The organism is Nitrosomonas sp. TNE100 (assembly GCF_055387135.1).
The window spans coordinates 346688-371093 of the sequence record NZ_AP040997.1; the positions used below are offsets into that span (position 1 = coordinate 346688).

At 46.6% G+C, this 24406-nt stretch carries 19 protein-coding genes; 15 read left to right on the top strand and 4 right to left on the bottom strand.

All coding sequences use genetic code 11. The annotated features are described in order from the left end of the window. Positions 1–2 precede the first annotated feature (2 nt). From ACZ5EJ_RS01740 to greA, 9 genes are all read left to right on the top strand, one after another. Positions 3–563, top strand: coding sequence for a YqgE/AlgH family protein (locus ACZ5EJ_RS01740; RefSeq protein WP_074455372.1), 561 nt, complete (start codon positions 3–5; stop codon positions 561–563). Continuing rightward, the gene (gene ruvX / locus ACZ5EJ_RS01745; RefSeq protein WP_074455373.1) at positions 556–1029 is read left to right on the top strand and encodes a Holliday junction resolvase RuvX; all 474 of its coding nucleotides are present in this window, start codon (positions 556–558) and stop codon (positions 1027–1029) included. The genes ACZ5EJ_RS01740 and ruvX overlap by 8 nt, the downstream gene beginning before the upstream one ends. After that, the gene (pyrR, locus tag ACZ5EJ_RS01750) at positions 1016–1519 is read left to right on the top strand and encodes a bifunctional pyr operon transcriptional regulator/uracil phosphoribosyltransferase PyrR (protein WP_074455374.1); all 504 of its coding nucleotides are present in this window, start codon (positions 1016–1018) and stop codon (positions 1517–1519) included. The genes ruvX and pyrR overlap by 14 nt, the downstream gene beginning before the upstream one ends. A gap of 187 nt (positions 1520–1706) precedes the next feature. Then, positions 1707–2657: an aspartate carbamoyltransferase catalytic subunit gene (locus tag ACZ5EJ_RS01755; protein WP_074455375.1), complete on the top strand. Its 951-nt coding sequence runs from the start codon at positions 1707–1709 to the stop codon at positions 2655–2657. 15 nt (positions 2658–2672) lie between these two features. After that, positions 2673–3944 (top strand): dihydroorotase, encoded by a 1272-nt coding sequence (locus tag ACZ5EJ_RS01760; RefSeq protein ID WP_074455376.1) that lies wholly within the window; start codon positions 2673–2675, stop codon positions 3942–3944. 123 nt (positions 3945–4067) lie between these two features. After that, positions 4068–6173, top strand: coding sequence for a M3 family metallopeptidase (locus ACZ5EJ_RS01765; RefSeq protein WP_074455377.1), 2106 nt, complete (start codon positions 4068–4070; stop codon positions 6171–6173). Between the two features lie 235 nt (positions 6174–6408). Continuing rightward, positions 6409–7560: a glutamine-hydrolyzing carbamoyl-phosphate synthase small subunit gene (carA, locus tag ACZ5EJ_RS01770; RefSeq protein WP_074455439.1), complete on the top strand. Its 1152-nt coding sequence runs from the start codon at positions 6409–6411 to the stop codon at positions 7558–7560. Positions 7561–7585: 25 nt separating this feature from the next. Continuing rightward, positions 7586–10783 (top strand): carbamoyl-phosphate synthase large subunit, encoded by a 3198-nt coding sequence (gene carB / locus ACZ5EJ_RS01775; RefSeq protein WP_074455378.1) that lies wholly within the window; start codon positions 7586–7588, stop codon positions 10781–10783. A 184-nt stretch (positions 10784–10967) separates the two neighbouring features. Next, positions 10968–11444 carry a transcription elongation factor GreA gene (gene greA / locus ACZ5EJ_RS01780; protein ID WP_011633575.1) on the top strand — a complete coding sequence of 159 codons (477 nt, stop codon included), beginning with the start codon at positions 10968–10970 and terminating at the stop codon, positions 11442–11444. 14 nt (positions 11445–11458) lie between these two features. Here the strand turns inward: greA and ACZ5EJ_RS01785 are convergent, their stop codons facing one another. Further along, complete coding sequence (locus tag ACZ5EJ_RS01785) at positions 11459–12430, bottom strand: L,D-transpeptidase family protein (protein ID WP_074455379.1); 972 nt, start codon at positions 12428–12430, stop codon at positions 11459–11461. 641 nt (positions 12431–13071) lie between these two features. Between ACZ5EJ_RS01785 and ACZ5EJ_RS01790 the strand changes: the two genes are divergently transcribed. From ACZ5EJ_RS01790 to ACZ5EJ_RS01815, 6 genes are all read left to right on the top strand, one after another. Continuing rightward, on the top strand, positions 13072–14898 hold the full coding sequence (locus ACZ5EJ_RS01790) for a fatty acyl-AMP ligase (protein ID WP_074455380.1): 1827 nt from the start codon (positions 13072–13074) through the stop codon (positions 14896–14898). A gap of 88 nt (positions 14899–14986) precedes the next feature. Then, positions 14987–15910, top strand: coding sequence for an NAD-dependent epimerase/dehydratase family protein (locus ACZ5EJ_RS01795; RefSeq protein WP_011633578.1), 924 nt, complete (start codon positions 14987–14989; stop codon positions 15908–15910). Positions 15911–16021: 111 nt separating this feature from the next. After that, on the top strand, positions 16022–16276 hold the full coding sequence (locus ACZ5EJ_RS01800; RefSeq protein ID WP_011633579.1) for an acyl carrier protein: 255 nt from the start codon (positions 16022–16024) through the stop codon (positions 16274–16276). Then, entirely contained in the window at positions 16276–17463 is a 1188-nt protein-coding gene (gene spt, locus ACZ5EJ_RS01805) for a serine palmitoyltransferase (protein ID WP_074455381.1), read from the top strand. The genes ACZ5EJ_RS01800 and spt overlap by 1 nt, the downstream gene beginning before the upstream one ends. 51 nt (positions 17464–17514) lie before the next feature. Then, the gene (gene pgeF / locus ACZ5EJ_RS01810; RefSeq protein ID WP_074455382.1) at positions 17515–18273 is read left to right on the top strand and encodes a peptidoglycan editing factor PgeF; all 759 of its coding nucleotides are present in this window, start codon (positions 17515–17517) and stop codon (positions 18271–18273) included. A gap of 187 nt (positions 18274–18460) precedes the next feature. After that, complete coding sequence (locus ACZ5EJ_RS01815; protein WP_011633582.1) at positions 18461–19273, top strand: ZIP family metal transporter; 813 nt, start codon at positions 18461–18463, stop codon at positions 19271–19273. Between the two features lie 6 nt (positions 19274–19279). Here ACZ5EJ_RS01815 and ACZ5EJ_RS01820 read toward each other — a convergent pair whose 3' ends face one another. From ACZ5EJ_RS01820 to fabF, 3 genes are all read right to left on the bottom strand, one after another. Beyond that, the gene (locus ACZ5EJ_RS01820; protein ID WP_074455383.1) at positions 19280–21895 is read right to left on the bottom strand and encodes a glycosyltransferase family 39 protein; all 2616 of its coding nucleotides are present in this window, start codon (positions 21893–21895) and stop codon (positions 19280–19282) included. Between the two features lie 107 nt (positions 21896–22002). Further along, entirely contained in the window at positions 22003–23019 is a 1017-nt protein-coding gene (gene mltG, locus ACZ5EJ_RS01825; protein ID WP_074455384.1) for an endolytic transglycosylase MltG, read from the bottom strand. 127 nt (positions 23020–23146) lie between these two features. Further along, a complete protein-coding gene (fabF, locus tag ACZ5EJ_RS01830) occupies positions 23147–24388 on the bottom strand; it encodes a beta-ketoacyl-ACP synthase II (RefSeq protein ID WP_011633585.1) in 1242 nt (413 codons plus the stop codon). Positions 24389–24406: the final 18 nt, after the last annotated feature.

A 24406-nucleotide genomic window follows, 5' to 3' on the forward strand; every position in this document is an offset into this window, starting at 1 on the left:
TAATGCAAACCATCAACCTGACCGATCATTTTCTGATTGCTATGCCGAGATTGGAGGACTCGTTCTTTGCCAAAACGTTAACCTATATTTGCGAGCATAACGAACAGGGTGCTTTGGGCATGGTTGTGAATCGACCGACTGATTTATCGGTGGGAAAACTGCTGATGCAATTAGGTATATCCCCCCAGGACCCCGCTCTTTCCAATTTGCCGGTATTGTTGGGGGGGCCGGTGCAAGTCGATAATGGATTTGTATTGCACGAACCGGTTGGAGCATGGAGGTTTACGTTGTCTTCCAATGTGGTGACTGGTCTGACCGCTTCTATTGATATTTTGCAAGCGGTTGCTGATTGTCAGGGGCCAGAGAAAATCCTGGTTGCGCTCGGTTATTCAGGCTGGGCGGCTGGGCAACTCGAACAGGAGCTGGCGCAGAATGCCTGGCTGACTGTACCCGCTCAATCCCGGATATTGTTTGAACTCTCTTTTGAAGAGCGACTACCTGCTGCCATGAAATTGCTGGGGATTGATTTTTTCAATTTGTCCAATGAAGTTGGCCATGCCTGATTCTGCCGAAGAAACTATATCTGACATGGCAAGCGTTATTTTATCCGGCACTGTGCTTGCTTTCGATTTTGGTGTGCGACGTATAGGGGTGGCTATTGGCGAATATGAATTGCGATTAGCTCATCCTTTGATGACAATTGATCAGGCGATGACTAAGCCCCGTTTTGAAAAGATTGCCGAATTAATCGAGACATGGCAACCGGTTTTGCTGGTGGTGGGGTTATCGGTTCATGCCGATGGTGCTGAACATGAGATAACCCGATTATGTCAACGTTTTGCGAGGCGACTGGAAGGACGATTCGGAATTCCGGTGGCGATGGAAGACGAGCGTTATACGACAGCGATTGCTCGTTTAACGTTGGAAGAAGTAGGCATTACAGGCAGAAAACAGCGGCCAATGCTTGATCAGATTGCAGCACAACATATCCTTCAAACTTTCTTTGATTCATCTCATGCAGCTTCCTGATGCCGAACAGCTACTGACACTGCTTATCGAAAAAATCCGATTGGATGTCACTGATAAAACGACTATTGTGGGTATTCATACCGGGGGGGCTTGGCTGGCTAGGCGTATTCATCAGGCATTGAAGATCACGCAGCCGGTAGGGGTGCTGGATATTTCTTTTTACCGTGATGATTACAGTAAAATCGGCCTTCATCCACAGGTCAGGCCTTCCCAGCTCCCTTTTGAAGCTGAAAATAGTCACATCATTCTGGTGGATGATGTGCTCTATACAGGTAGAACCATCCGTGCTGCGATAAATGAATTGTTTGATTACGGTCGACCGGCCAGTATCCATCTGGCTGTTCTGGTGGATCGTGGCGGACGGGAGTTGCCGATTGCTGCACGGTATACAGGAGCCGTACTGACTTTGCCGGAAAGCAGCATGCTTGAACTGAGACAGGCGGATGATGGAAAACTGAGCCTGGATTTGCGTAGCATAGTAACTGAGTAATGTATATTCTGGGAGCCTACCAGCAGATTACCTCCCTTGTACTTTCATCAATATTGCCGGTCTGCTTTAAATCGCGGATTATGCTGTTGTTATCCAGATGACTCGGACTGTTTTGTGCGAACAGATTTTATTTGTTGATATTTAAAACAAATATGTATTGTTGTAATTCTTTCGGAATTCCTGCGTAATGAGTATACATCCGCAGTTGAATAAAAATGGGGAGCTGCAGCATCTGCTTACGACAGAGGGGTTACCTGCTGCGATTTTGCACCATATCCTTGATACAGCGGAGTCATTCACCGGCGTGACAGAGCGGGATATCAAGAAAATTCCCCTGCTGCGAGGTAAATCAGTATTCAACCTGTTTTTTGAGCCGAGTACCCGCACTCGCACAACTTTCGAAATTGCGGCAAAACGCCTTTCAGCGGATGTAATCAATCTTAGTATGGCAGTTTCATCCCAGACCAAAGGGGAAACTTTACTGGATACGGTGAACAACCTGTCTGCTATGCATGCGGATATGTTTGTGGTGCGCCACAACCAGAGTGGTGCAGCGCATCTGATCGCTCGTCATGTCGGCCCGGAAATTCATGTTATTAATGCCGGTGATGGATGGCATGCGCACCCTACGCAGGCATTGCTTGATATGTTTACCATCCGTCGTTACAAACAGGATTTTCATACACTGCGTGTGGCAATTATTGGAGATATTCTGCATTCCCGAGTAGCGCGTTCACAGATTCACGCACTGACAACACTGGGGGTACCGGAAATTCGTGTTATTGCACCCAAGACGTTGTTGCCGGCACGGGTTGAGCGGCTTGGTGTGCATGTTTACCACAACATGACACAAGGCTTGAAAGATGTAGATGTGCTGATGATGCTGCGATTGCAGCATGAACGTATGGAATCTGCGCATTTACCCAGCACCGAAGAATATTTCAAGTATTACGGACTAACACCGGGAAAACTTTTGTTGGCCAGATCTGATGCGATTGTGATGCACCCTGGTCCGATGAATCGCGGTGTGGAAATTGATTCGGAGGTGGCTGACGGCTCTCAATCGGTCATTCTACCCCAGGTAGGTTTTGGTATTGCTGTTCGCATGGCAGTCATGTCGATTCTCGCTGGAAATTAACGCTCGTATCCTCTTATGCATATTTGTATCCGAAATGGCCGTCTGATTGACCCTGACAGCGGTATGGATCGTATTGGCGATCTTTATCTGGCTGAAGGCAAGATTATGTCAATCGATTCCCGGCCTGAACATTTTCATGATGATCGGGAGATTGATGCAAGCGGATTGGTTGTATGCCCCGGTTTGGTTGATTTATCCGCACGTTTGCGTGAACCTGGGCTTGAGTATATGGCCACCCTGGAGTCGGAGCTGGAAGCCGCAGTAGCGGGAGGAGTAACCAGCCTCGCGTGCCCCCCGGATACAGATCCACCATTGGATGAACCGGGTCTGGTGGAGATGCTGAAGCATCGTGCGCGTAATCTTGATCGGGCACGAGTCTACCCGGTAGGAGCGCTGACTCAAGGACTTAAAGGTGAACGATTAACGGAAATGGTTGAGTTGCATGATGCCGGGTGTGTTGCTTTTAGCCAGGCAGATGCACCGATTGCCAACCTGCATGTATTGATGCGAGCCATGCAGTATGCTGCCACTTTCGGTTTCAAAGTCTGGTTGCGCCCTCAGGATATGTATCTGGCCAATCATGGTGTTGCCCATGATGGGGAGGTTGCCACTCGTTTAGGATTGCCAGCAATACCTGTATGTGCGGAGACAATTGCGCTCACGGATATTTTGTCCCTGATGAAAGAAACTGGTGCCAGCGCACATCTATGCCGTATTTCCAGTGCCGAGGGCGTAGCGCTGGTACGTGCAGCCAAGCAGCAAGGTTTGCCGCTAACTTGTGATGTTTCCATCCACCATGTACATCTGGTTGATATGGATATTGGCTTTTTTGATGCGAACTGTCATCTTATGCCACCACTCAGAGGTCTGGCGGACAGGGATGCATTACGCGCAGGGCTGATGGATGGGGCGATTGATACGATCTGCTCGGATCATGCACCCGTGGATGATGATGCCAAGCTGCTACCCTTTGCCCAGGCCGAAACTGGCGCAACCGGATTGGAGCTGTTGCTGCCGCTTACGCTGAAATGGGCAATGGAAAGCAGATTATCATTACCAGAAGCGCTGGCAAGAATTACATCGTATCCGGCTCGTATACTGGGAATTGATGCCGGGCGATTGGTGGCAGGTGCTCCAGCTGATTTATGTATTTTTGATCCTGATGCGTACTGGGTTGTCAGTAATGCTGAGTTGAAAAGTCAGGGCAAGAATACACCTTTTCTTGGAATGGAGCTATGTGGTCGCACCCGGTTTACGTTGATTAGCGGGCATGTTGTGTATGGCTAGTAGCACATATGCCTGAAGCCTATAGATTTCATCCAGATCATATTGAAATCAGGATGATTCGATAACTAACAAAATACCCTGAGACCGCACATTAATAATAAACCCTTTGAATATATAACTGATATGAAGAACCCGTTACTTGATTTTTCCACGTTGCCACATTATGAGGAAATCCGAAATGAACATATTGCGCCAGCCATAGATGAGCTATTGCGTGATTGCCGTGCAGTGATGAATGCAGTCAAAAATACATCGGAAGTCCCGAATTGGCAGGATTTTGTGCAACCAATGGTGGATGTGAATGAACGTCTGTCGCGTGCATGGGGGCAGGTGACACATTTGAATGCAGTCATGAATAATCCGGAGTTGCGTGAAATCTATAATGCCAATCTGCCGCGTGTTACGCAGTACTATGCTGAGTTATCACAAGACCCAGTATTATTTGAGAAATTTAAGCAATTGCGAACAGATTCGGCGTTCAATAATTTGAGTCAGGCACGCAGGAAAATTGTAGAAAACCAATTGCGAGATTTTCGGTTGGGGGGGGCTGAATTATCACCTGAAGATAAAGCACGGTTTATGCAAATTCAAGAAGAGCTGTCAGCATTGAGTGCAAAATTCAGTGATAACCTGCTTGATGCAACCAATGCATTTTTCTTGTTGATAGAAAACCGGAGTGAGCTGGCCGGGATTCCGGAAGATATATTGCAGGCAGCCAGTGAAGCAGCAGCTAAAGATACCTTAATTACTGTGCCGAGCTGGAAATTTACGCTACATGCTCCATCCTATCTGCCGGTTATGCAGTACGCAGATAACCGTAGTTTGCGCGAACAGATGTACCGGGCATATACAACGCGAGCCAGTGAGCTTGAAGTCAGTCCAGATCAGACTGTGAAGCGTGACAACATGCCTTTGATCGAACAGATCCTGCGTTTGCGTCAGGAAGAAGCCAAATTGCTAGGTTATGATTGCTATGCGCAGGTATCTCTTGCCCCCAAGATGGCAGAAACACCGCAGCAGGTGCTGGATTTTTTGAATGAACTGGCTGCTAAAGCGAGACCCTATGCGGAAAGAGATCTGGTGGAACTACGTCAGTTTGCAGCTGATAAACTAAAGCTGACCCAACTTGAGGCGTGGGATATTGCCTATGTTAGTGAAAAGCTGCGGATCGAGCGTTATGCTTTTTCTGATCAGGAAGTCAAGCAATATTTTCCAGAAAACAAGGTGTTATCCGGTATGTTCGGGTTGGTGGAAACGCTGTACGGGATACATATCAGTGAAGCAGAGCAGGCGCGTAATGTTCAGCGTTGGCACCAGGATGTAAGGTTTTTCGATATTACTGACGGTGAAGGCGATGTGTTGGGACAATTCTATCTGGATCTTTATGCTCGTCCTGGCAAGCGTGGAGGAGCGTGGATGGATGATGCCGTAACGCGGCGACGAATTGAGGTGCCAGAAATCGGCCGTTCTGAAATCCAGGTGCCAGTTGCTTACCTCACCTGTAATTTTTCTGCGCCGGTGACGATCAATGGCCATTTGCGCCCTGCGTTGTTTACGCATGATGAGGTCATTACACTGTTTCACGAGTTTGGTCATGGATTGCACCACTTGCTGACGCAGATGGATGAACTGGGGGTTTCCGGTATTAACGGCGTCGAGTGGGATGCGGTCGAACTGCCAAGCCAGTTCATGGAGAACTTTTGCTGGGAATGGGAGGTGTTGCGCGATATGGCTGCGCATGTGGAAACTGGAGATCCGTTACCACGCACATTATTCGACAAGATGCTCGCAGCCAAGAATTTTCAGAGTGGTCTTCAAACTTTACGTCAGATCGAATTTGCCTTGTTTGACATGCATCTGCACACTGATTTTGATCCACTGGGCAGCGAGACCGTGTTGCAGCGTCTGGATAAAATCCGTCAGCAGATAGCGGTTATTATTCCACCAGCTTTCCACCGGTTTCCGAGCAGCTTTGGACATATATTTGCTGGGGGTTATGCAGCTGGTTATTACAGCTATAAATGGGCAGAAGTATTGTCTGCCGATGCTTATAGCCTGTTTGAGGAAAATGGTGTTGGCCAAGTGGTTAATGCGAAGACTGGCGAGCGTTTCTGGCATGAAGTTCTTGCTGTAGGCGGTAGCCGTCCTGCGCTTGAGTCATTTGTTGCGTTTCGCGGACGCGAGCCAAAAATTGATGCGCTATTGCGCCATCATGGGATGGTGGTTTGAGTAATTTTTGTATCTTTGGCGTGTTCAATATTGTTGTCAAATAACCTAGTGAGAAGCCTTGCCGAAAACAGTAGTGCTATTTCTCTGACAGGTAGCGCGATGCTCAGTGTAAAGGGCGAGCAGTTTCTGGAAAAGCTCCCGTACTCATGTATAATTAACTTTAGCGGTGTGGAATCAATTCGAACCGCTTTTTTTCTGTCTGTCTGCGTTTTGCTACAAATCATTGGGGAGTCCTGTGTCTAACCGTCCGCGCGCTGTACTTGTTTTGGCTGATGGTACTGTTTTTCATGGGGACTCAATTGGTGCCGAAGGTGTGGCTACCGGGGAAGTGGCCTTTAATACGGCTATGACCGGCTACCAGGAAATTCTTACCGATCCGTCTTACTGCCGCCAGATTGTTACACTGACTTATCCGCATATTGGCAATACCGGTGTTAATGACGAAGATATTGAATCTACGATAGATTCCAAAGTTATTCATGCGGCAGGGTTGGTGATTCGAGATTTGCCACTCATTGCCAGCAGTTGGCGCAGTCGCCAATTATTGCCAGATTTTCTCAAGCAGCATAATGTTCCAGCGATTGCCGAGATCGATACTCGTAAGCTCACACGTATTTTAAGAATCAAAGGTGCTCAGGCAGGTTGCATCATGGCTGGTCATATCGATGAAATCGAGGCTTTACAACAAGCACGGACTTTTCCCGGTCTGACTGGAATGGATCTGGCGCGCGTGGTTAGCTGTAACCAATCATGGGAATTCAGTGAAGGGGAATGGGATCCGAAAACAGGCTATCAGACTGTAAGTGAGCGTCAATACCGGGTTGTTGTGTTGGATTTTGGTGTCAAGCGTACGATTTTGCGTAAACTGGTTGAGCGAGGTTGTCACGTTATTGTCTATCCTGCTCAAACTCGGATTGAGGAGATTCTTGCTGCCAAACCTGATGGAGTAGTGCTTTCCAATGGCCCGGGTGATCCGGAAGCCTGTGGTTATGCGATTGCTACTACACGCGCATTGCTGGAAAGTGGAGTTCCTGTATTTGGAATTTGTCTGGGCCATCAGCTGGTTGCTTTAGCGATTGGTGCCAAAACGATCAAGATGCGATTTGGTCATCATGGTGCTAATCACCCGGTGTTGGATGTTGATAGCAATCGGGTGATGATTACCAGCCAGAATCACGGGTTTGCAGTCGCTACCGACACCTTGCCTGCTAATGCACGCGTTACTCATCATTCATTGTTCGACGGGAGTCTTCAGGGTTTCGAACTGACAGATCATCCTGTTTTCTGTTTCCAAGGACATCCTGAAGCAAGTCCAGGGCCTCAGGATGTTGATTATTTATTCAGTCGTTTCGTCAGTCGGATGGCGGAAAACAAGCAACCAGCCTGAGTCATCAGAACAATCTTCTACTTAAATGCCTAAGCGTACCGATCTGAAATCCATCCTCATTATTGGTGCCGGGCCGATTGTTATCGGTCAGGCATGTGAATTTGACTATTCTGGTGTGCAAGCCTGCCGGGCATTACGAGAAGAAGGTTATCGTGTCATTCTGATCAATTCCAATCCGGCGACGATCATGACTGATCCGGAGTTGACCGATGCTACCTATATAGAACCGATTACTTGGCAGGTAGTAGAAAAGGTAATCGAGATAGAACGACCGGATGCATTACTGCCGACTATGGGTGGGCAAACTGCACTTAATTGTGCTTTGGACCTGGTTCGACATGGCGTACTGGAAAAATACGGTGTGGTACTTATTGGCGCTTCTCGTGAAGCCATTGATATGGCGGAGGATCGTGAGAAATTTAAGCAGGCGATGACGCGGATAGGGTTGCAATCGGCGCGTTCTGCTATGGCGCACAGTATGGAAGAAGCCATGCGGGCGCAAGCAGTGATTGGTTACCCGGTAATTATCCGACCTTCTTTTACGTTAGGGGGGAGTGGTGGCGGTATTGCCTATAATCGGGAAGAATTTGTAGAGATCTGTGAGCGTGGCCTGGAGGCTTCACCCACACGGGAATTGTTGATCGAAGAATCTGTTATCGGCTGGAAAGAATTTGAAATGGAAGTTATCCGTGATAAACAGGATAACTGCATCATTGTCTGCGCCATCGAGAATGTTGATCCTATGGGTGTTCATACGGGCGATTCGATCACTGTTGCACCTGCCCAGACACTGACAGACAAAGAATATCAGCGCATGCGTGATGCTTCCATTGCGGTGCTTAGGGAGATCGGAGTGGAAACGGGTGGTTCCAACGTCCAGTTTGCCATTAATCCTGAAAATGGAAACATGCTTGTGATCGAAATGAATCCACGGGTATCACGTTCATCTGCGCTGGCTTCGAAAGCGACGGGTTTTCCTATTGCCAAGGTTGCAGCCAAATTGGCGGTTGGTTATACACTTAATGAGCTGGGTAACGATATAGCAGATGGTGTTATTCCGGCCTCGTTTGAGCCGACTATTGATTATGTGGTAACCAAGGTGCCGCGTTTTGCGTTCGAGAAGTTTCCACAGGCGAATGATCGTCTGACGACACAAATGAAATCAGTAGGTGAGGTCATGGCGATTGGCCGCACTTTTCAGGAGTCACTACAGAAGGCATTGCGCGGATTAGAAACCGGTGTGGATGGATTGGATGAAAAAACTGCAGATACCGAGATCATTAAAGCTGAATTGGGCCACCCGGGGCCAGAACGGTTATGGTATGTTGCTGATGCCTTCCGTTGCAATGTTCCTTTTGATGAGGTTCATGCGCTTACCCGAATTGACCCCTGGTTTCTGGTGCAGATTGAGGATCTGGTAAGGCAAGAGCAAGCACTTACGGGCAGGCAGCTGGCTACGCTAGACCGGAGCGAACTGCGCCAATTGAAGCGCAGTGGCTTCTCGGATCGGCGTTTGGCGGTGCTGCTTGATACAAGCCAAAGCAAGGTGCGTGCCAGACGACATCAGCTGGACTTGCGCCCGGTCTACAAGCGAGTAGATACTTGTGCAGCCGAATTTGATACGCAGACAGCCTACATGTACTCAACCTATGAGGAAGAGTGCGAATCTCGCCCATCTGATAAAAAGAAAATCATGGTACTGGGCGGTGGGCCGAATCGTATCGGTCAGGGTATTGAATTTGATTATTGTTGTGTACACGCAGCCTTGGCATTGCGTGAAGACCAGTATGAAACAATCATGATTAACTGTAATCCGGAAACCGTTTCAACGGATTATGATGTTTCGGATCGGCTGTATTTTGAGCCCCTTACGCTTGAAGATGTGCTGGAAATTGTCGCAGTAGAAAAACCGGTTGGTGTCATTGTGCAATATGGCGGTCAGACTCCGCTGAAGCTGGCGCGTGAGCTGGAAGAAAATGAAGTGCCTATTATTGGTACAAGCCCGGATATGATTGACTGTGCCGAGGATCGTGAGCGATTCCAGGCGATGCTGCAGGGTTTGGGGCTTAAGCAACCTCCTAATTTTACCGCGCGTACTCCAGAAACAGCTTTGGCAGCAGCGGATAATATCGGTTATCCACTTGTCGTCAGACCAAGCTATGTATTGGGCGGACGCGCTATGGAAATTGTGCATGAGGCGCGTGATCTGGAGCGTTATATGCAGGAAGCCGTGAAGGTATCCAATGATTCACCCGTGCTGTTGGATCATTATCTTAACAATGCGATTGAGGTGGATGTTGATGCGATTTTTGACGGAGAAACCGTTCTGGTAGGCGGGATTATGGAACATATTGAGCAGGCTGGCGTTCATTCTGGCGACTCTGCCTGTTCGTTACCTCCTTTTAGTCTTTCCACTTCTTTGCAAGATGAGTTGCGTAGGCAAACCGGGGCCATGGCACGTGCGCTGAATGTCAGAGGGCTGATGAACATACAGTTCGCCATACAGGATAATGTTGTATATGTACTGGAAGTTAACCCCAGAGCATCGCGCACAGTTCCCTTTGTTTCTAAAGCGACCGGTTTGCAGCTGGCTAAAATTGCGGCCCGTTGTATGGCGGGAAGAACATTGGCTGATCAGGGTATTACCAGAGAAGTCCACCTAGCCCATTTTTCAGTAAAAGAGGCTGTTTTCCCATTTGCTAAGTTTTCAGGAGTCGATACCATACTTGGGCCGGAGATGAAATCGACTGGTGAGGTAATGGGAATCGGTAAAACCTTTGCAGAAGCATTTTTCAAATCACAACTTGCAGCAGGTGTTCAATTACCTGTTTCAGGCAATGTGTTTATCAGTGTCAGGGATGGTGACAAGCCGGAGGTTGTTTCGATCGCTGCGAGATTGATCAAACTGGGATTTTCGCTTTATGCTACGAAAGGTACGGCATACAGCCTATCTCAGGCTGGATTGCCAGTTGTGACTGTCAATAAAGTGGCTGAGGGCCGGCCGCATATTGTAGATATGATCAAGAATGGTGAAATCTCTCTGATCCTCAATACAGTCTCCAATAAGAGGAGTGCTGTGCGTGACTCATATTCGATTCGGCGTGCCGCTTTGCAGGCCAGAACGACTTATTATACAACGGTAGCTGGTGCGCGTGCCGCCTGTACAGGCATGGCAAATTGCCAGGAGTTGTGGGTTTATCGTTTGCAAAATCTTGTCTCCTAGGCAACAATACTCTTCAAGTTTTATGAATTCCTGCTTAAAGCTATTTCTGGTAATTAATCCCTTGCTTCTTCAATCAGATGTGGCTATGAATTCATAATTTGTAACATTAAAATGATTCGTTATTATTTAACAGATTCAACAGATTCTGTTTTTTATTGTTTTTCATAGAAAGAGAAATTAAGTTATGAATGCTATTCCAATTACGCAATCTGGTGCAGAGAAGTTGCGTGCTGAGTTGCATGAAATGAAGACTGTTCATCGTCCTGCAATAATTGCTGCTATTGCAGAAGCTCGTTCCCATGGAGATTTGTCCGAGAATGCTGAATATGATGCTGCAAAAGAAAAGCAGGGATTCATAGAAGGACGTATTGCGGAGTTGGAAAGTAAGCTATCTAATGCTCAAATTATTAATCCTGCAGCATTGAATGCGGATGGTGCATGTGTATTTGGCGCAACTGTTGATCTCGTGGATCTGGATACTAATACGGCAGTTACCTATCAGGTTGTGGGAGATGATGAAGCTGATATTAAGGAAGGTAAAATCTCTATCAGCTCTCCTATTGCGCGGGCATTAATTGGTAAATATGCGGGAGATGTGGCTGAAGTTCAAGCTCCTGGTGGTATCCGGGAATATGAAATATTGGATGTTAAATATATTTGAGTATCAGTCTTTTGTTAATCTTCAGAAATTAAAGTGGGTATACCATCTCTGGCTTGAATTGCTGACTCCAGAGCTTGTTGGTCGATTTTGATATTCCGTGTTATTCTACCGTCAGTATCCTTCGATGTTCTTTCGAAGAATTCCAAAATTGTGCGATGGATTTCCTGTTCAAAGTCGAGAGGTGTAATATTTTCTTCCTCCAGTGGTGGGTGAAGCTCGATGTATAAGAGATCACCCTGCCATCCCAGTTTGATAGGCTGATTGACTATTTGTACCGGCGTGCCTGTAGGAATAAGATTAAACAGTTCCTCGATATCTTCCGGATATAGGCGCATGCAGCCATGTGTGACACGCATCCCTACACCAAGCGGCTTGTTGGTGCCGTGGATGAGGTATCCAGGCAAGCCCAGATAGAGTGCATATTTCCCGAGAGGGTTGTCCGGTCCGGCTGGAACGACATCCAATAACGGAGGCCTGCCTTCCTCTATTGCTTCTTTCCGGAGTGATTGGGGGGGGGTCCATGTAGGGTCTTTTTGTTTTCTGACGATAGTGGTTTTGCCCAGCGGTGTGTTCCAATCCATCCTGCCAATACTGACAGGATGAGTAATAATCTCTGGTTTTTGCCCTTTTATTGGTTTGGGGAAATAATAAAGCCGCATTTCTGGTAGATTTATTACAAGTCCGGTACGTTCAGCCTGAGGAATGATAAAGCGCAGTGGCAAAATAACTTTTGCCCCTTCTTCAGGCAGCCAGCGATTTACATTGGGGTTGGCCAGCATCATTTCATCCTGGCCAATGTCATAACGGCGCGCCACATCGAGTAGAGTTTCAGAGCGACTGGCTGTGACTGTCTGAATTTGCCCGAAAATGTCTATGTCATCGGGTGGGCGTACCCAGCTGCCAGCATAAACACAAGGCATGAGTGACAACATCATGAACAGTAGCAATAAGCTGATTCTAAGTGTCTGTATATTTTGTTGTTTCATTCTATATCGTGTTGTTTGCCTGAGGGTGATAGCATCATTAAATTTATTTCCGTTTGAATAACAGGTTGGTTATTTTACCTATACTATGGCCGAATATTTAGAAGCATCAGATTAGTTATAAGAATTTATGACATCGTCTATATGATATTCGCGAGAATACTACAAATGAGTATGTGCAGATGTATCTGTTTAACGTCGATGAATCGCGGTAAATCTAACTACTGAAGAAGGAGTTTTTAATCAAGCCCTTTGCAAGACACTACAGAAAAATTCGTGAGAATGGGCTCCATGGATGGATCCGTGATATTGCGCTTGTTATGAATATGAATTTATTGCCTTCGTTGCAGCAGTCATCTCGTTTCGCAGAACACAGTGTGTGACTATATAGATGAACCAAGTAAGCATGCTGCGTAAACGTTTATTTTGGAAGTGACTGTTGCTATAATACAACACTAAATTCGGTGTTGTCTTGACAGTTAAACAGCGCTTCTATAAGCTCGCAGCCCATACATATCATGAAGTGAATACGGTGCGTGGAGCAAGATAGGCTTTTGATTATCTTGGCTAAATTGATTAATTCTTTAGTGCGCGCATTCGATCTATTCAGCAAATTGGCCATAAAATATTTCTAGGGGAAGATTTTGAGTTCGATAATAGCCAAATTGGATGTTCTGCCGGCGCAAGAAGGTAATTCCCTATCTTCCGAAGCAGGTGTTGTTTCGGCAACGCCCACAATTAATTTGTTGAACCAGAGAAGAGCTGATTTTACAACATTGGTGGAGTCGCTTGAGTACGCAGCACAAGGAGAAACTGGACATAACTTCTATGACGCGAAAGGTAATCTCAAGTCTGTACTTACATATAAAAATTTATGCGCTAATGCAAAAATAATTGCAAGACGGCTGTCTGGCCTTGGGCTGGCACGCAACAGCCGCGTTGCTCTGATCGCTGATACTACTCCGGAGTTTGTTGAGCTGTTTTTTGCCTGCCGGTTTGCGGGCCTTGTTCCATTTGCCATGCCGGTGCCCGTTAATCTTGGTAGCCGTGCGATTTATGTACAGCAGTTAAAAGGGATGCTTGGGGGCAGTGGGGCAAGCGTTGCAATAGCTAATCTTGATTTTATTGAGTTTCTCAATGAGGTAGTTGAGAGTCTGGGAAGCAGTGAACTCAAATGGAGTGGCACACCTGAGCAATTGAATCTATTACCTGAAGCTGATGTGGCGCTTTCTCCAAATACCCCGGATGAAACGGCTTATCTGCAATTTACTTCCGGCAGTACTCGTTTGCCGAGAGGAGTAGTTATTACTGAGCGGGCTTTAATGACTAATCTGCGTGGCATCGTTTGCAATGGTCTTGATGTGAGACCCGGTGATCGATGCGCTTCGTGGCTACCTTTTTACCATGATATGGGTTTGGTTGGCTTGGTGTTGGCTCCTTTGGCTGCCCAGTTATCCGTTGATTATTTGGCAACCCGGGATTTCGCTGTTCGTCCTTTGCAATGGCTTAAATTGATCAGTCGTAATCGCTGTACTATTGCCTTTAGTCAGCCTTTTGGTCTCAAGTTATGCACTTTGCGCGCACGCGATTCTGATTTAATGGATCTGGACTTAAGTTGCTGGCGTGCCGCTGGTGTTGGGGCTGAGATGATCCGGCTCGATACATTGAAAAGTTTTTCAGCCAAGTTTTCAGCAGCGGGATTTAATGAAGATGCTTTCTTGCCTTGTTATGGTCTGGCTGAATCTACTTTGGCTGTGTCTTTCCCTGATATCAATCAAGGAGTGAAAAGTTTACGTGTAGATGCCAAGACTTTGATCGAAAAAAAGATAGCAGTAAGAGTTCAGGCAGATGGCAGGAAATTTAATGAGTTTGTGAATTGCGGACGTCCGTTGCCAGGCCATGAAATCAGAGTTGTCGATGACGCTGATCAGGAAGTTCCCCATTTGATGGTGGGTAGTATTCTAGTCAAAGGGGAAAGTGTGATGAATGGCTACTTTAACAACGCGGAAGAGACTGCCAGAGCGATCAGATCAGATGGATGGTTAGATACTGGAGATATTGGTTTTCTGTTTGAAGGTGATTTATATATCACAGGGAGACGAACAGATGTCATTATTGTTAATGGTAGAAATATTCGAGCGCAGGATGTGGAAGAACTGGCTGAACAGCAGCCAGAAGTCAGAACCCGTGAAGCTTCTGCTTTTGGAATCAGCGATGAAAATGGCTCGACGTCAGTCGTTTTGGTTGTGGAATGCAGGCTGGCTTCAGCAGTAGATCGACAAGCACTCATTAACAGGCTTCAGCAGATGGTATATATGGCATTTGGGGTAAGTTGTTTGGTTGAGCTGGTGCCCCCACATACTTTGCCACGGACATCTTCAGGAAAATTATCGCGCTTTGCGGCACGACAGGGGTTTTTGCGGCGTACAAATATGGAACAACCTGCTGCTACCAGTTATACAGTCGGCTAATAGAATAGCTAATCCTTCATCAGTAAAATCTGCTTATTTCTTTAGGGGAAGGAGTCAAAAGATTTCTTCTCGCATCCGGTAGTACTTTATGGTTAGAACTGTTGCAGTAACAGGTGCTACAGGATTTATTGGCCGCATACTTATTGCTAAGTTGGCTGAATCTGGATGGAAAATCCGTGCATTGGCAAGATGTATATCTTCACAAAAAGATAGTCCATTCATAGAGTGGATTTCTGGAGATCTTGGTTGTAATAATGCGTTGCGTGACCTTGTTTCTGGCGCTGAAGCTGTTATACATTGTGCCGGTGTAGTCAAAGGAAAATCTTGGGATGATTTCTACCAGACCAATGTAATTGGAACGAGAAATATATTACGGGTAGCTTCTGACTCAACTTCTTGCTCAAGATTTTTACACATTTCTTCTCTGGCAGCGCGTGAACCACTTCTTTCCTGGTATGCACGAAGCAAATTTGAGGCCGAAGAACAAATCCCGAGATTTTCTGGACGGTTAGCATCTGTTATATACAGGCCAGCTGCAGTTTACGGCCCTGGTGACAAAGCGATGCTACCTTTTTTTCGATCTATGCGATACGGTATACTCCCTGTTCCTGGAAATCCGGATAATCGTTTCGGCTTGATACATGTTGATGATTTGGTTGCTGCTATTTATTGCTGGCTTGAGACAACCCGTCCCGTGGGCGGTATTTATGCAATTGATGACGGCACATCAGATGGGTACAACTATACATCGATAGCCATGATTGCACAGCAAGTTCTAGGGAAGCCGGTACGTTGTTTCCAGATACCGGCAAGCAGTATATGTATGTTGGCTCGTTTTAATTTGTGGTTGGCTCATCTTTTGAATTACGCTCCAATGCTGACACCAGGAAAGGTGATGGAACTTCAGCATTCTGACTGGACCTGTGATATTTCTTTCCTGAGGAAAGAGCTAGTTGGCTGGCATCCGACAATCAAGTTACAAACAGCCTTGCCATCACTTGTCAAAATGTAACAATATTTATTCCTGAAGCATTCGAAAATACTTCATGCGACAATACGCGACTTTCATGTTTCTCGATCCGGAAATAAATTTGTTGATATACACTGTTCCGAGATTGATCTCATGTCTAAAATAACCCAAACACAAATTACTGGACTGCTTTGTCAGCGTCTGGCTTGTTTTACAGATGTTGAAGCAGAGATATCTCCAGAAACTAATCTCATTACACATCTTGCGATTGATTCAGTCAAACTGTTGAATCTCATAATGGAAATTGAAGATCAGTTCGATATCTCAGTTCCGTTGAATGCACTTGTGGATGTCCTGACGGTTCAGGATCTTGCCAATCTGATTTATAAAATTAAATCATCATCATAATGAATCTGCTGGAAAAACTTGATGCAGCTGCAGCAGCAAGGAAAGCACAATTACCCGAGGGGCTCGCTGCTTTTGGTATCCCCATAGATGAATCCTACTCTGCGACGGAAGCCAGAATCGGGGAGCATCGAGTATTAATGCTGGGTACGAACAACTATCTTGGGCTCAGCTTTTCTTCTGAATGCAGAGAGGCTGCTCATAAGGCTATTGATCGGGAAGGTACTGGTACCACCGGTTCACGTATGGCCAATGGTAATTATTACGGGCATCGGGCGCTGGAACGCGAGTTGGCAGAGTTTTATCACTGCCGCGAATGTATTGTTTTTACAACAGGCTATCAAGCTAATCTGGGAACTATTTCTGGGTTGGCGGGGGTTGGTGATGTTGTGCTGATTGATGGGGATGCACATGCCAGTATCTATGATGGATGTATTCTAAGTGGAGCGGATGTTATCCGTTTTCGCCATAATGATGTAGTCGATCTTGAGAAACGCCTTCGCAGGCTGGGTGATCGCAGCCGTAATACACTGATCGTTATTGAGGGTATTTACAGCATGCTGGGTGATCAGGCTCCTCTGGCTGAGATCGTGAAATTGAAAAATGTCTACCAGAGCACTCTGCTACTTGATGAGGCGCATTCACTCGGTGTTCTTGGAGAAACCGGGCAGGGGTTGGTAGAAAAAGCCAGGATGATTGACGAAGTTGATTTTATAACTGGAACTTTTAGTAAAAGTCTGTGTGGTATCGGCGGCTTTTGCGTCAGTAATCATCCCCAGCTTAATCAGCTTCGGTATATAAGCCATCCGTACATATTTACAGCTTCCCCTTCCCCAGCAACAATTGCTTCCACACGTGCTGCTTTGAAGTTGTTGCGTGATGGGTATTCATTACGTGAACAGCTATGGAGGAATGCTCACCAGCTTTATTCCTGCCTTAAAGAAACTGGGTATTGTCTGGGCCCAGAGCCCGGACCTATAGTAGCCGTTTTACTTGACAGCCCTAAACAGGCGCTGACCCTGTGGAACGGATTGATGGCGCACGATATCTATGTAAATTTGGTGTTGCCTCCTGCTGCTCCGGAAGGAAAATCATTGGTACGTTGCAGCATTAATGCGGCGCATACTGCTGAACAAATTGGCCGGGTTTGTGAGACCTTCTCTAAACTGTATCCAGCTGTGACGCAGTGAGTGGATGCGATTACTAAATTTAGATCCTGTAATGACAAGAATTCTTGGTTAATGATTGATAGGATTGTACCGGACTGGCCTTCTCCCGCAAATGTTCGCGCCATGTTTACCACCCGTAATGTTGGGAGGGTTACGGCTGAAAAAAGAGCTTACACTGGCTTGAATCTGGCGGTTCATGTTGATGATAATCCACACGTTGTTCAACTAAATCGAAACCAGTTGCGTCAATATTTACCCGATCATCCCCGCTGGTTGACCCAGGTTCATGGTTCCAGGGCAATTTGGGTAGATTCTGATAGTGAAGCGCTGGAGGGGGATGCTGCAATGAGCCGATATCCCGGAGTGGTATGTGCAGTTCTGGTGGCGGATTGTCTCCCGGTATTATTGTGTGACATGGCAGGTAGTGTAGTGGGCGTTGCCCATGCCGGGTGGCGTGGGTTGGCCAAGGGAATTATCGAAAACACAGTTCAGGCATTACGCGAATTCAGCCATAGTGATCAAATAATCGCATGGCTTGGTCCGGCAATCAGTTCACAGCACTTTGAAGTCGGTGACGAGGTGCGAACGACATTTACCGAGTATGATTGTCAGGCAGCGCGGGCATTTTTTCCAGGAAAAGAAAAAGGAAAATGGTATGCAGATCTTTTTGAACTGGCACGCCAAAGGCTGTCTCATGCCGGGGTCTCCCAAATCTATGGTGGTAATTTGTGTACGTACAGCAATCCTGAAAAGTTTTATTCGTACCGTCGTGATGGTAAAACGGGAAGGATGGCTGGTTTATTGTGGATGACGCAGTTTCCTGATAAGTAATTCTTGTTTAATACCCGCCAAGATGGGAGCATGTGAAGTAACACGCCTGTTTTACAGTTCCTGAGCATGGATTTACCTAAAAGATCTTGACGAATTTTCTTCCTTACTAATGCTCGATTGCACATAATCCGTGAGCGATATAGTGTGCCTGTTCTGCATATTTCTGACCCATCTGGAAACATAATTTATGTCGGTGTTAGCCTGGATTGTGCTTGCCAGCGTAGCAAGTGGTTTGCTGAGCATTGGACTTGCAGCATTATTTGCTTTAAATGTCCGTAGTGATAAATGGATCAATATACTGATTTCATATGCTATCGGCGCGCTTCTTGGAGCGGCATTTCTGAATGCGTTACCTGAAGCATTGGAGCTCACTGATACACCGAAACAACTGACGTTTATTTTGTTACTTGGTATTCTTGTTTTTTTTATTCTGGAAAAACTTTTGTTATGGCGCCATTGCCATTTATCAGAATGTGAAGCACATGAGCCCACATCGCAGGTAGTTTCTACAGCTGGCAGAGGTGTAGTAGGTGTTCACGATCACGGCCGCAGTGGCATGATGATTATACTGGGTGACACTTTTCATAATTTTGTAGATGGTATCCTGATTGCAACAGCCTTTATGGCTGATATTCAATTGGGAATGGTTACGGCTATTGCGATTACTGCACATGAGATTCCACAAGAAGCAGGGGATTTTATTATTTTGCTCAATTCAGGGTTTACACGAGCGGGAGCACTCTGGTCTAACCTGCTATCCAGCACAGCAACTGTGTTTGGAGGGTTGCTGGGGTATTTTATGCTGAATCAATTGGATCATCTGATTGCTCCAATACTTGCTATTGCTGCAGCAAGCATGATTTATGTAGCAATGTCGGATCTGATTCCCAGCTTGCATAAGCGTCCCGAGATCGGTGCAACTGTTCAACAGGTCACGCTTATCGTTCTGGGGATCAGTACGATATGGTTGATAGGGCTATTTTTTGGCCATAATCACTAAGCGCGGCTACCTGTTTTCTACAGAAGCAGATGTTGATGATGGAGTGAGATTATTGCCGCGATATCCTTCTGCAGTACGATAATAGAGAGTACGCAATAAAACGCCATCATGTCGATAGATTTCACGAGTATTCGTACTTCCAGGTTTTATCAGCATTCTTTCAAAATTTCCTTCGGCCGAGCCTGATTCTAATGCCTGCCGTTTCATTCCAATCAGCAGAATGGACCGGTTAGTAGGGGATTCGGACGGGTACCAAAAACTGTACATGGCCGCGTGTTCGCCAAACAGATTGCGGGATCGGATATCAAGGGCAGGGTGATTATTATTGTAAAACGCAAGCGCACTGGCTATTGACCATTTGCTCATGCCGACCACAATTGGTGCTTCTCCTGTTGTTTGCCTGATTTCATCAGCAATTTTTTCGACTTCTGCTGTGGTTTCCCTCCAGAAATAATGCTCGCTCAGAAATTGATAAGGGAGTCCAGGTATTCCCAGCGTGACATAATGCAAAATGAAGGCGTAGGTCAGTAATGACACGGTGATCATTGGCTGCCAGGCAGCGCTCAGCCATCCCGAGATATTCTTGAATATATTCTTTTGTCCGATCATCCAGGCCATGGTGGGTATCAACGCTAACCAGAGTGGACCAGTCCAGTGGAAGCGCAAAGAACCGAAGGTACTGGCTATCAGAAAGACCATTAGTGGAACCCCAGTGAATACGCCAATGAAAAGAGATTTACGGGTTGTCTGGGGGTAGCTCAGAAAAACTGAACGCAATGCAAGTACCGCTGCGGCCAGTCCAACTGGCGTAAGCATAATTGCAATTTGAAGTATTAACTTAGGCGTTGCAAATTCGTGGTGTGTTTTGCCAACTCTATTGGTCTGAAACAGGAAGGAAGCCCAGTCATTTTCCATATTCCAGATGATCACGGGGCTGAACAATATCAGCGCAATTAATACAGCTACATAGGGATGTGGGCGCAAGAGCCAGCGGCGCGCAACTGGATCCAGGATAGCGAAAACCAGTGCAGCGATGCCAAGCAGTCCAAGTGTGTATTTGGACAGAATCCCAAGACCGAAAGCAATACCTACCCCGAGCCATGCTCGATTCTGATTTGCGAGCAAGGCTCGCTCCATGTAGTAAAGTGTGGCTGCCCAAGCAGCAACCAGTGGTGCATCTGGTGTCATTGCCAGTCCTGCTGCAAAGCCAAAAGGTACGATGGCAAGCAGCAATACTGAGCGCATAGCGGTAGATTTATCGTAGAGGTTGCGTGCAAGGGCGTATAAATAAGCCATTGCGATCAATCCGCACAAGAAGGCGCCGATTCTTACTCCAAATTCATTCTGGCCAGCCAGCGCGGTTCCCAGCCAGATCAACCAGGCCACCATCGGCGGATGATCAAAAAAGCTCAAATCCATATGTTGTGCGTATTGCCAGTAATAAGCTTCATCGGGGATTAGCTGCGCCACACTCATGTAAACCAGGCGCAACAGGATGACGAAACAGACAATACCTACGGCAGCAATGCGCCATCGCGTATCGGTAGAAACAGCGGGCTTGGTTCGTGGGAATACGTAAAAAGCAGATCCAAGGTAATTTACAATAGCTGTCGCGATAATCGCAGGGAAAATAGCCCATTCAGTTGATATGTTCCAGGTATAGACCAGCCAGGCCAGAACGGCTCCTCTCAGGAGCATTGCAAATATTCCAACGATCAGAAAGCGAGAGAACTGGCTCCAATGTAAATGTCCTGAATGATGCAGCCGGAATGACCATTTGGTATTCAAAGCATAGTTGAAGCTGGCTGCTGCGATGAAACTGGAAATATGTGCGGTTGCCAGACTGATACCCTGCCCGGTCATCCATTGAAAAATCAATACATCGACAAAGACACCTAAAAATCCAACCATGGCAAAGCGGCTTGCTGTGTAGAAAGAGACGGTGCCACCAGCCAGTGTAATGAGTTGCTGCAGATAAGTAAGATGATGTGAAAGGGAGAGCTTGGAGCTTCCGTGCAGTCGATTGTGAAAGTGGATCGGGATTTCTTTTACACGCAGCTGTTCACGCCCTGTCATCAGCAGTTCCAGTAGGATTTTATAGCCGCGAGCATTTTCTGTAATATTTTTGATCAGCTCCTTTCGGAAAGCAAAGAAGCCCGAAGTTGCGTCATTTACATCACAAATAGTGCGTGCAAGCCAGCCCCCTGCCCGGGACAGCCAGAGACGATAGAAAGGCCAGCCGATAGTATCGCCACCAGCTATGTAACGACTGCCGATCGTTATGTCGTGAGTGCCATCCAGAATCGGCTGGATCAGTGAGGCCAATCGTTCTGGCGGATGGCTCAAATCAGCATCCATGACTGCAATGACTTCATACTTGGCGGCTGCTGTTCCGTCGAGAATAGAAGCAGTTAGATCGGGCCGTGCATGCCTTTCAATCAAATGTACGTTATGAGTGTTTTGCCATTTTCTGACTTTGTCAGGAGTGCCATCCGTGGAACTGTCATCCACGATAATGACTTCAAACTGATCTCCCAAGTTATCATGAGAGAAAATACTCGTTAGTAGGAGGTCGATATTTCCAGCTTCGTTCAGGGTAGGAATAATGAGTGAAAATTGCATGTTAAGCTCAAGTTATTCCCGGGGCCTGTTGACATGGGTTTAGAGTTGGCTTCCCGGGGGTGACAACGTATTAGAGAAAGATCATCTTGATTCAGGATCAGGATATTCTATGGACGATTTTTCTGGTATTTCAGAACAGCACGGTTATGTTCTTCAAGCGTAGATGAGAAGTGCGAAGTTCCGTCACCTTTGGCAACAAAGTAGAGCTTATCAGTAATAGCAGGGTTAAAAGCTGCCCGGATGGAAGCCAGTCCCGGCATGGCAATGGGGGTGGGGGGCAGGCCGGGCCGGGTATAGGTATTGTATGCATGATCGGTCTGCAGATCGATCTTGCGCAGATTCCCACCGAACTTATCTCCCATGCCATAAATTACTGTTGGATCAGTCTGGAGTTTCATGTTGTGGCGTAAACGATTGACAAACACACCTGCAATCCAGGCGCGCTCATTGTCTCTTCCCGTTTCTTTCTCTATGATCGAAGCAAGAATCAGGCCTTCATACTGGTTCTTCAACGGGAGTGATTTTTGTCTTGAAATCCATTCTGTTTCAAGGTGTCGCTGCATGGCATGGTAGGCACGTTTCAGAATTGTCAGATCGCTGCTGTTTTTGGTAAAAAAATAAGTATCCGGAAAAAAAATGCCCTCGACTCCTGGTTCTTTTGCCCCGATTAGCTCCAGTAGTTTTAAATTGCTGAATTCGCTTGATACATGATGGATAGCCGGGTGTTCATCCAGTACTTTTCTAAATTGCGAGAAAGTCCATCCCTCAAGAAAAGTAATCGTATGTTGCTTGACTCTTCCCTGAGTCAGGTATTCCAGCAGATCCAGTGGTGACAAATTTTGGGTAAGCTCATATTCACCCGCTTTGAGCGATGCGTTATATCCTGTCATGTGTGCAAGAAGTATGAAAGACCATGCATTAGGGAGAATATCCGCATTGGTTAATTGTTGAGCGATATTACGCAGACTACCTCGGGGTTCAATTGAAAACTCGCAGGGTATGACTGGAAGTTCTACTGGTGTTGTGACCAGGCGGTAGAACCATATGGAAAATAGCGTGCTGACAACCAGAATGACTAAAAGAACGAAACTCAGAAGTCGTAGTGAACGTGTCGATTCAGGCATGTCAGTACACTCAGGTATTCGGTTAACTGATCATGCCAGATATTTCCCCGGAAAGCATAATCAGTTATTCTCATATGTATTTCGATTATTCCCAAATACCACATCCCAGAAACACGGGAAATGATATTCAGGTTTTTCGAAAGACTAATGTACCGTTAGTTCCACCAAATCCGAATGAGTTTGACAGCGCGGTGTCAATTTTCATTTCTCTGGCAGTGTTGGGTACATAATCCAGATCACATTCAGGATCAGGCTCATCAAGATTAATGGTGGGTGGAGCAATCTGATGGAAAATGGCCAGAGTAGAGAAAATTGCTTCCACACCTCCTGCCGCACCCAGCAAATGCCCGGTCATCGATTTGGTGGAACTGATTGCCAGGCTTCCGGCGTGTGCTCCAAAGCAACGTTTGACTGCAACTGTTTCTGCAATGTCGCCCAAAGGCGTTGATGTTCCGTGTGCATTGATATAGTGGATATCTTCCAGATTCAACTGCGCGTCAGATAATGCGTTCTTCATGCAGCGAGCGGCACCTTCACCATCTTCACAGGGGGCTGTCATATGATAAGCATCCGCACTCATGCCGAATCCGGCCAGCTCCGCATAAATCTTTGCGCCACGTTTTTTGGCGTGTTCCATCTCTTCCAGAACCAGGATGCCTGCACCTTCTCCCAAGACAAATCCGTCTCTTTTGAGATCCCATGGCCGGCTTGCTGTCGCCGGATCGTCATTGTTTGATGACAGGGCGCGGGCGGAGGCAAATCCCCCAACAGCCAGCGGAGTTATGCATGATTCTGCACCACCACAGATCATAATATCCGCGTCACCGTGCTCAATCATTCTGGCAGAGCTGCCAATGCAGTGTGTAGCGGTGGTGCAGGCAGTAACAATGGCAAGATTGGGCCCTTTATACCCAAACATGATGGATAAATTACCGGCCACCATGTTGATAATGGTGCTGGGGATAAAGAAGGGAGAGATTTTTCGGGGGCCACCCGCATGATAGGCTGCGTTGGTATTTTCAATCATGGGCAGGCCACCGATTCCGGAGCCGATATTAACACCGATACGCTCAGCATCGAATCGAGTTACATCACTGATTCCGGCATCCTTGACAGCTTGAATAGCCGCTGCCATCCCGTACTGGATAAAAATATCCATACGGCGTGCTTCCTTGGCAGAGAGATACTCTGTTATCTCGAATTCTTTGACCTCCCCAGCAATTTTTGAGGAAAAATCTGATGTATCAAAATGTGTGATTTGTGTAATACCGGATTTCCCGGCAATTACGTTTCCCCATGCTTCGGGAACCGTATTGCCGATAGGTGAGACAATGCCTAACCCGGTAATGGCTATTTTACGCTTGGACAAAACGACTCCGCTGAATCA

Coding starts and splice junctions, on each gene's coding strand:
- ruvX (WP_074455373.1), top strand. CDS start 556: ATGCCTGATTCTGCCGAAGAAACTATATCTGACATGGCAAGCGTTATT.
- ACZ5EJ_RS01760 (WP_074455376.1), top strand. CDS start 2,673: ATGCATATTTGTATCCGAAATGGCCGTCTGATTGACCCTGACAGCGGT.
- greA (WP_011633575.1), top strand. CDS start 10,968: ATGAATGCTATTCCAATTACGCAATCTGGTGCAGAGAAGTTGCGTGCT.
- ACZ5EJ_RS01815 (WP_011633582.1), top strand. CDS start 18,461: ATGTCGGTGTTAGCCTGGATTGTGCTTGCCAGCGTAGCAAGTGGTTTG.
- ACZ5EJ_RS01765 (WP_074455377.1), top strand. CDS start 4,068: ATGAAGAACCCGTTACTTGATTTTTCCACGTTGCCACATTATGAGGAA.
- spt (WP_074455381.1), top strand. CDS start 16,276: ATGAATCTGCTGGAAAAACTTGATGCAGCTGCAGCAGCAAGGAAAGCA.
- carB (WP_074455378.1), top strand. CDS start 7,586: ATGCCTAAGCGTACCGATCTGAAATCCATCCTCATTATTGGTGCCGGG.
- mltG (WP_074455384.1), bottom strand. CDS start 23,019: ATGCCTGAATCGACACGTTCACTACGACTTCTGAGTTTCGTTCTTTTA.
- ACZ5EJ_RS01795 (WP_011633578.1), top strand. CDS start 14,987: ATGGTTAGAACTGTTGCAGTAACAGGTGCTACAGGATTTATTGGCCGC.
- ACZ5EJ_RS01820 (WP_074455383.1), bottom strand. CDS start 21,895: ATGCAATTTTCACTCATTATTCCTACCCTGAACGAAGCTGGAAATATC.
- ACZ5EJ_RS01740 (WP_074455372.1), top strand. CDS start 3: ATGCAAACCATCAACCTGACCGATCATTTTCTGATTGCTATGCCGAGA.
- ACZ5EJ_RS01800 (WP_011633579.1), top strand. CDS start 16,022: ATGTCTAAAATAACCCAAACACAAATTACTGGACTGCTTTGTCAGCGT.
- ACZ5EJ_RS01755 (WP_074455375.1), top strand. CDS start 1,707: ATGAGTATACATCCGCAGTTGAATAAAAATGGGGAGCTGCAGCATCTG.
- ACZ5EJ_RS01785 (WP_074455379.1), bottom strand. CDS start 12,430: ATGAAACAACAAAATATACAGACACTTAGAATCAGCTTATTGCTACTG.
- pgeF (WP_074455382.1), top strand. CDS start 17,515: ATGATTGATAGGATTGTACCGGACTGGCCTTCTCCCGCAAATGTTCGC.
- pyrR (WP_074455374.1), top strand. CDS start 1,016: ATGCAGCTTCCTGATGCCGAACAGCTACTGACACTGCTTATCGAAAAA.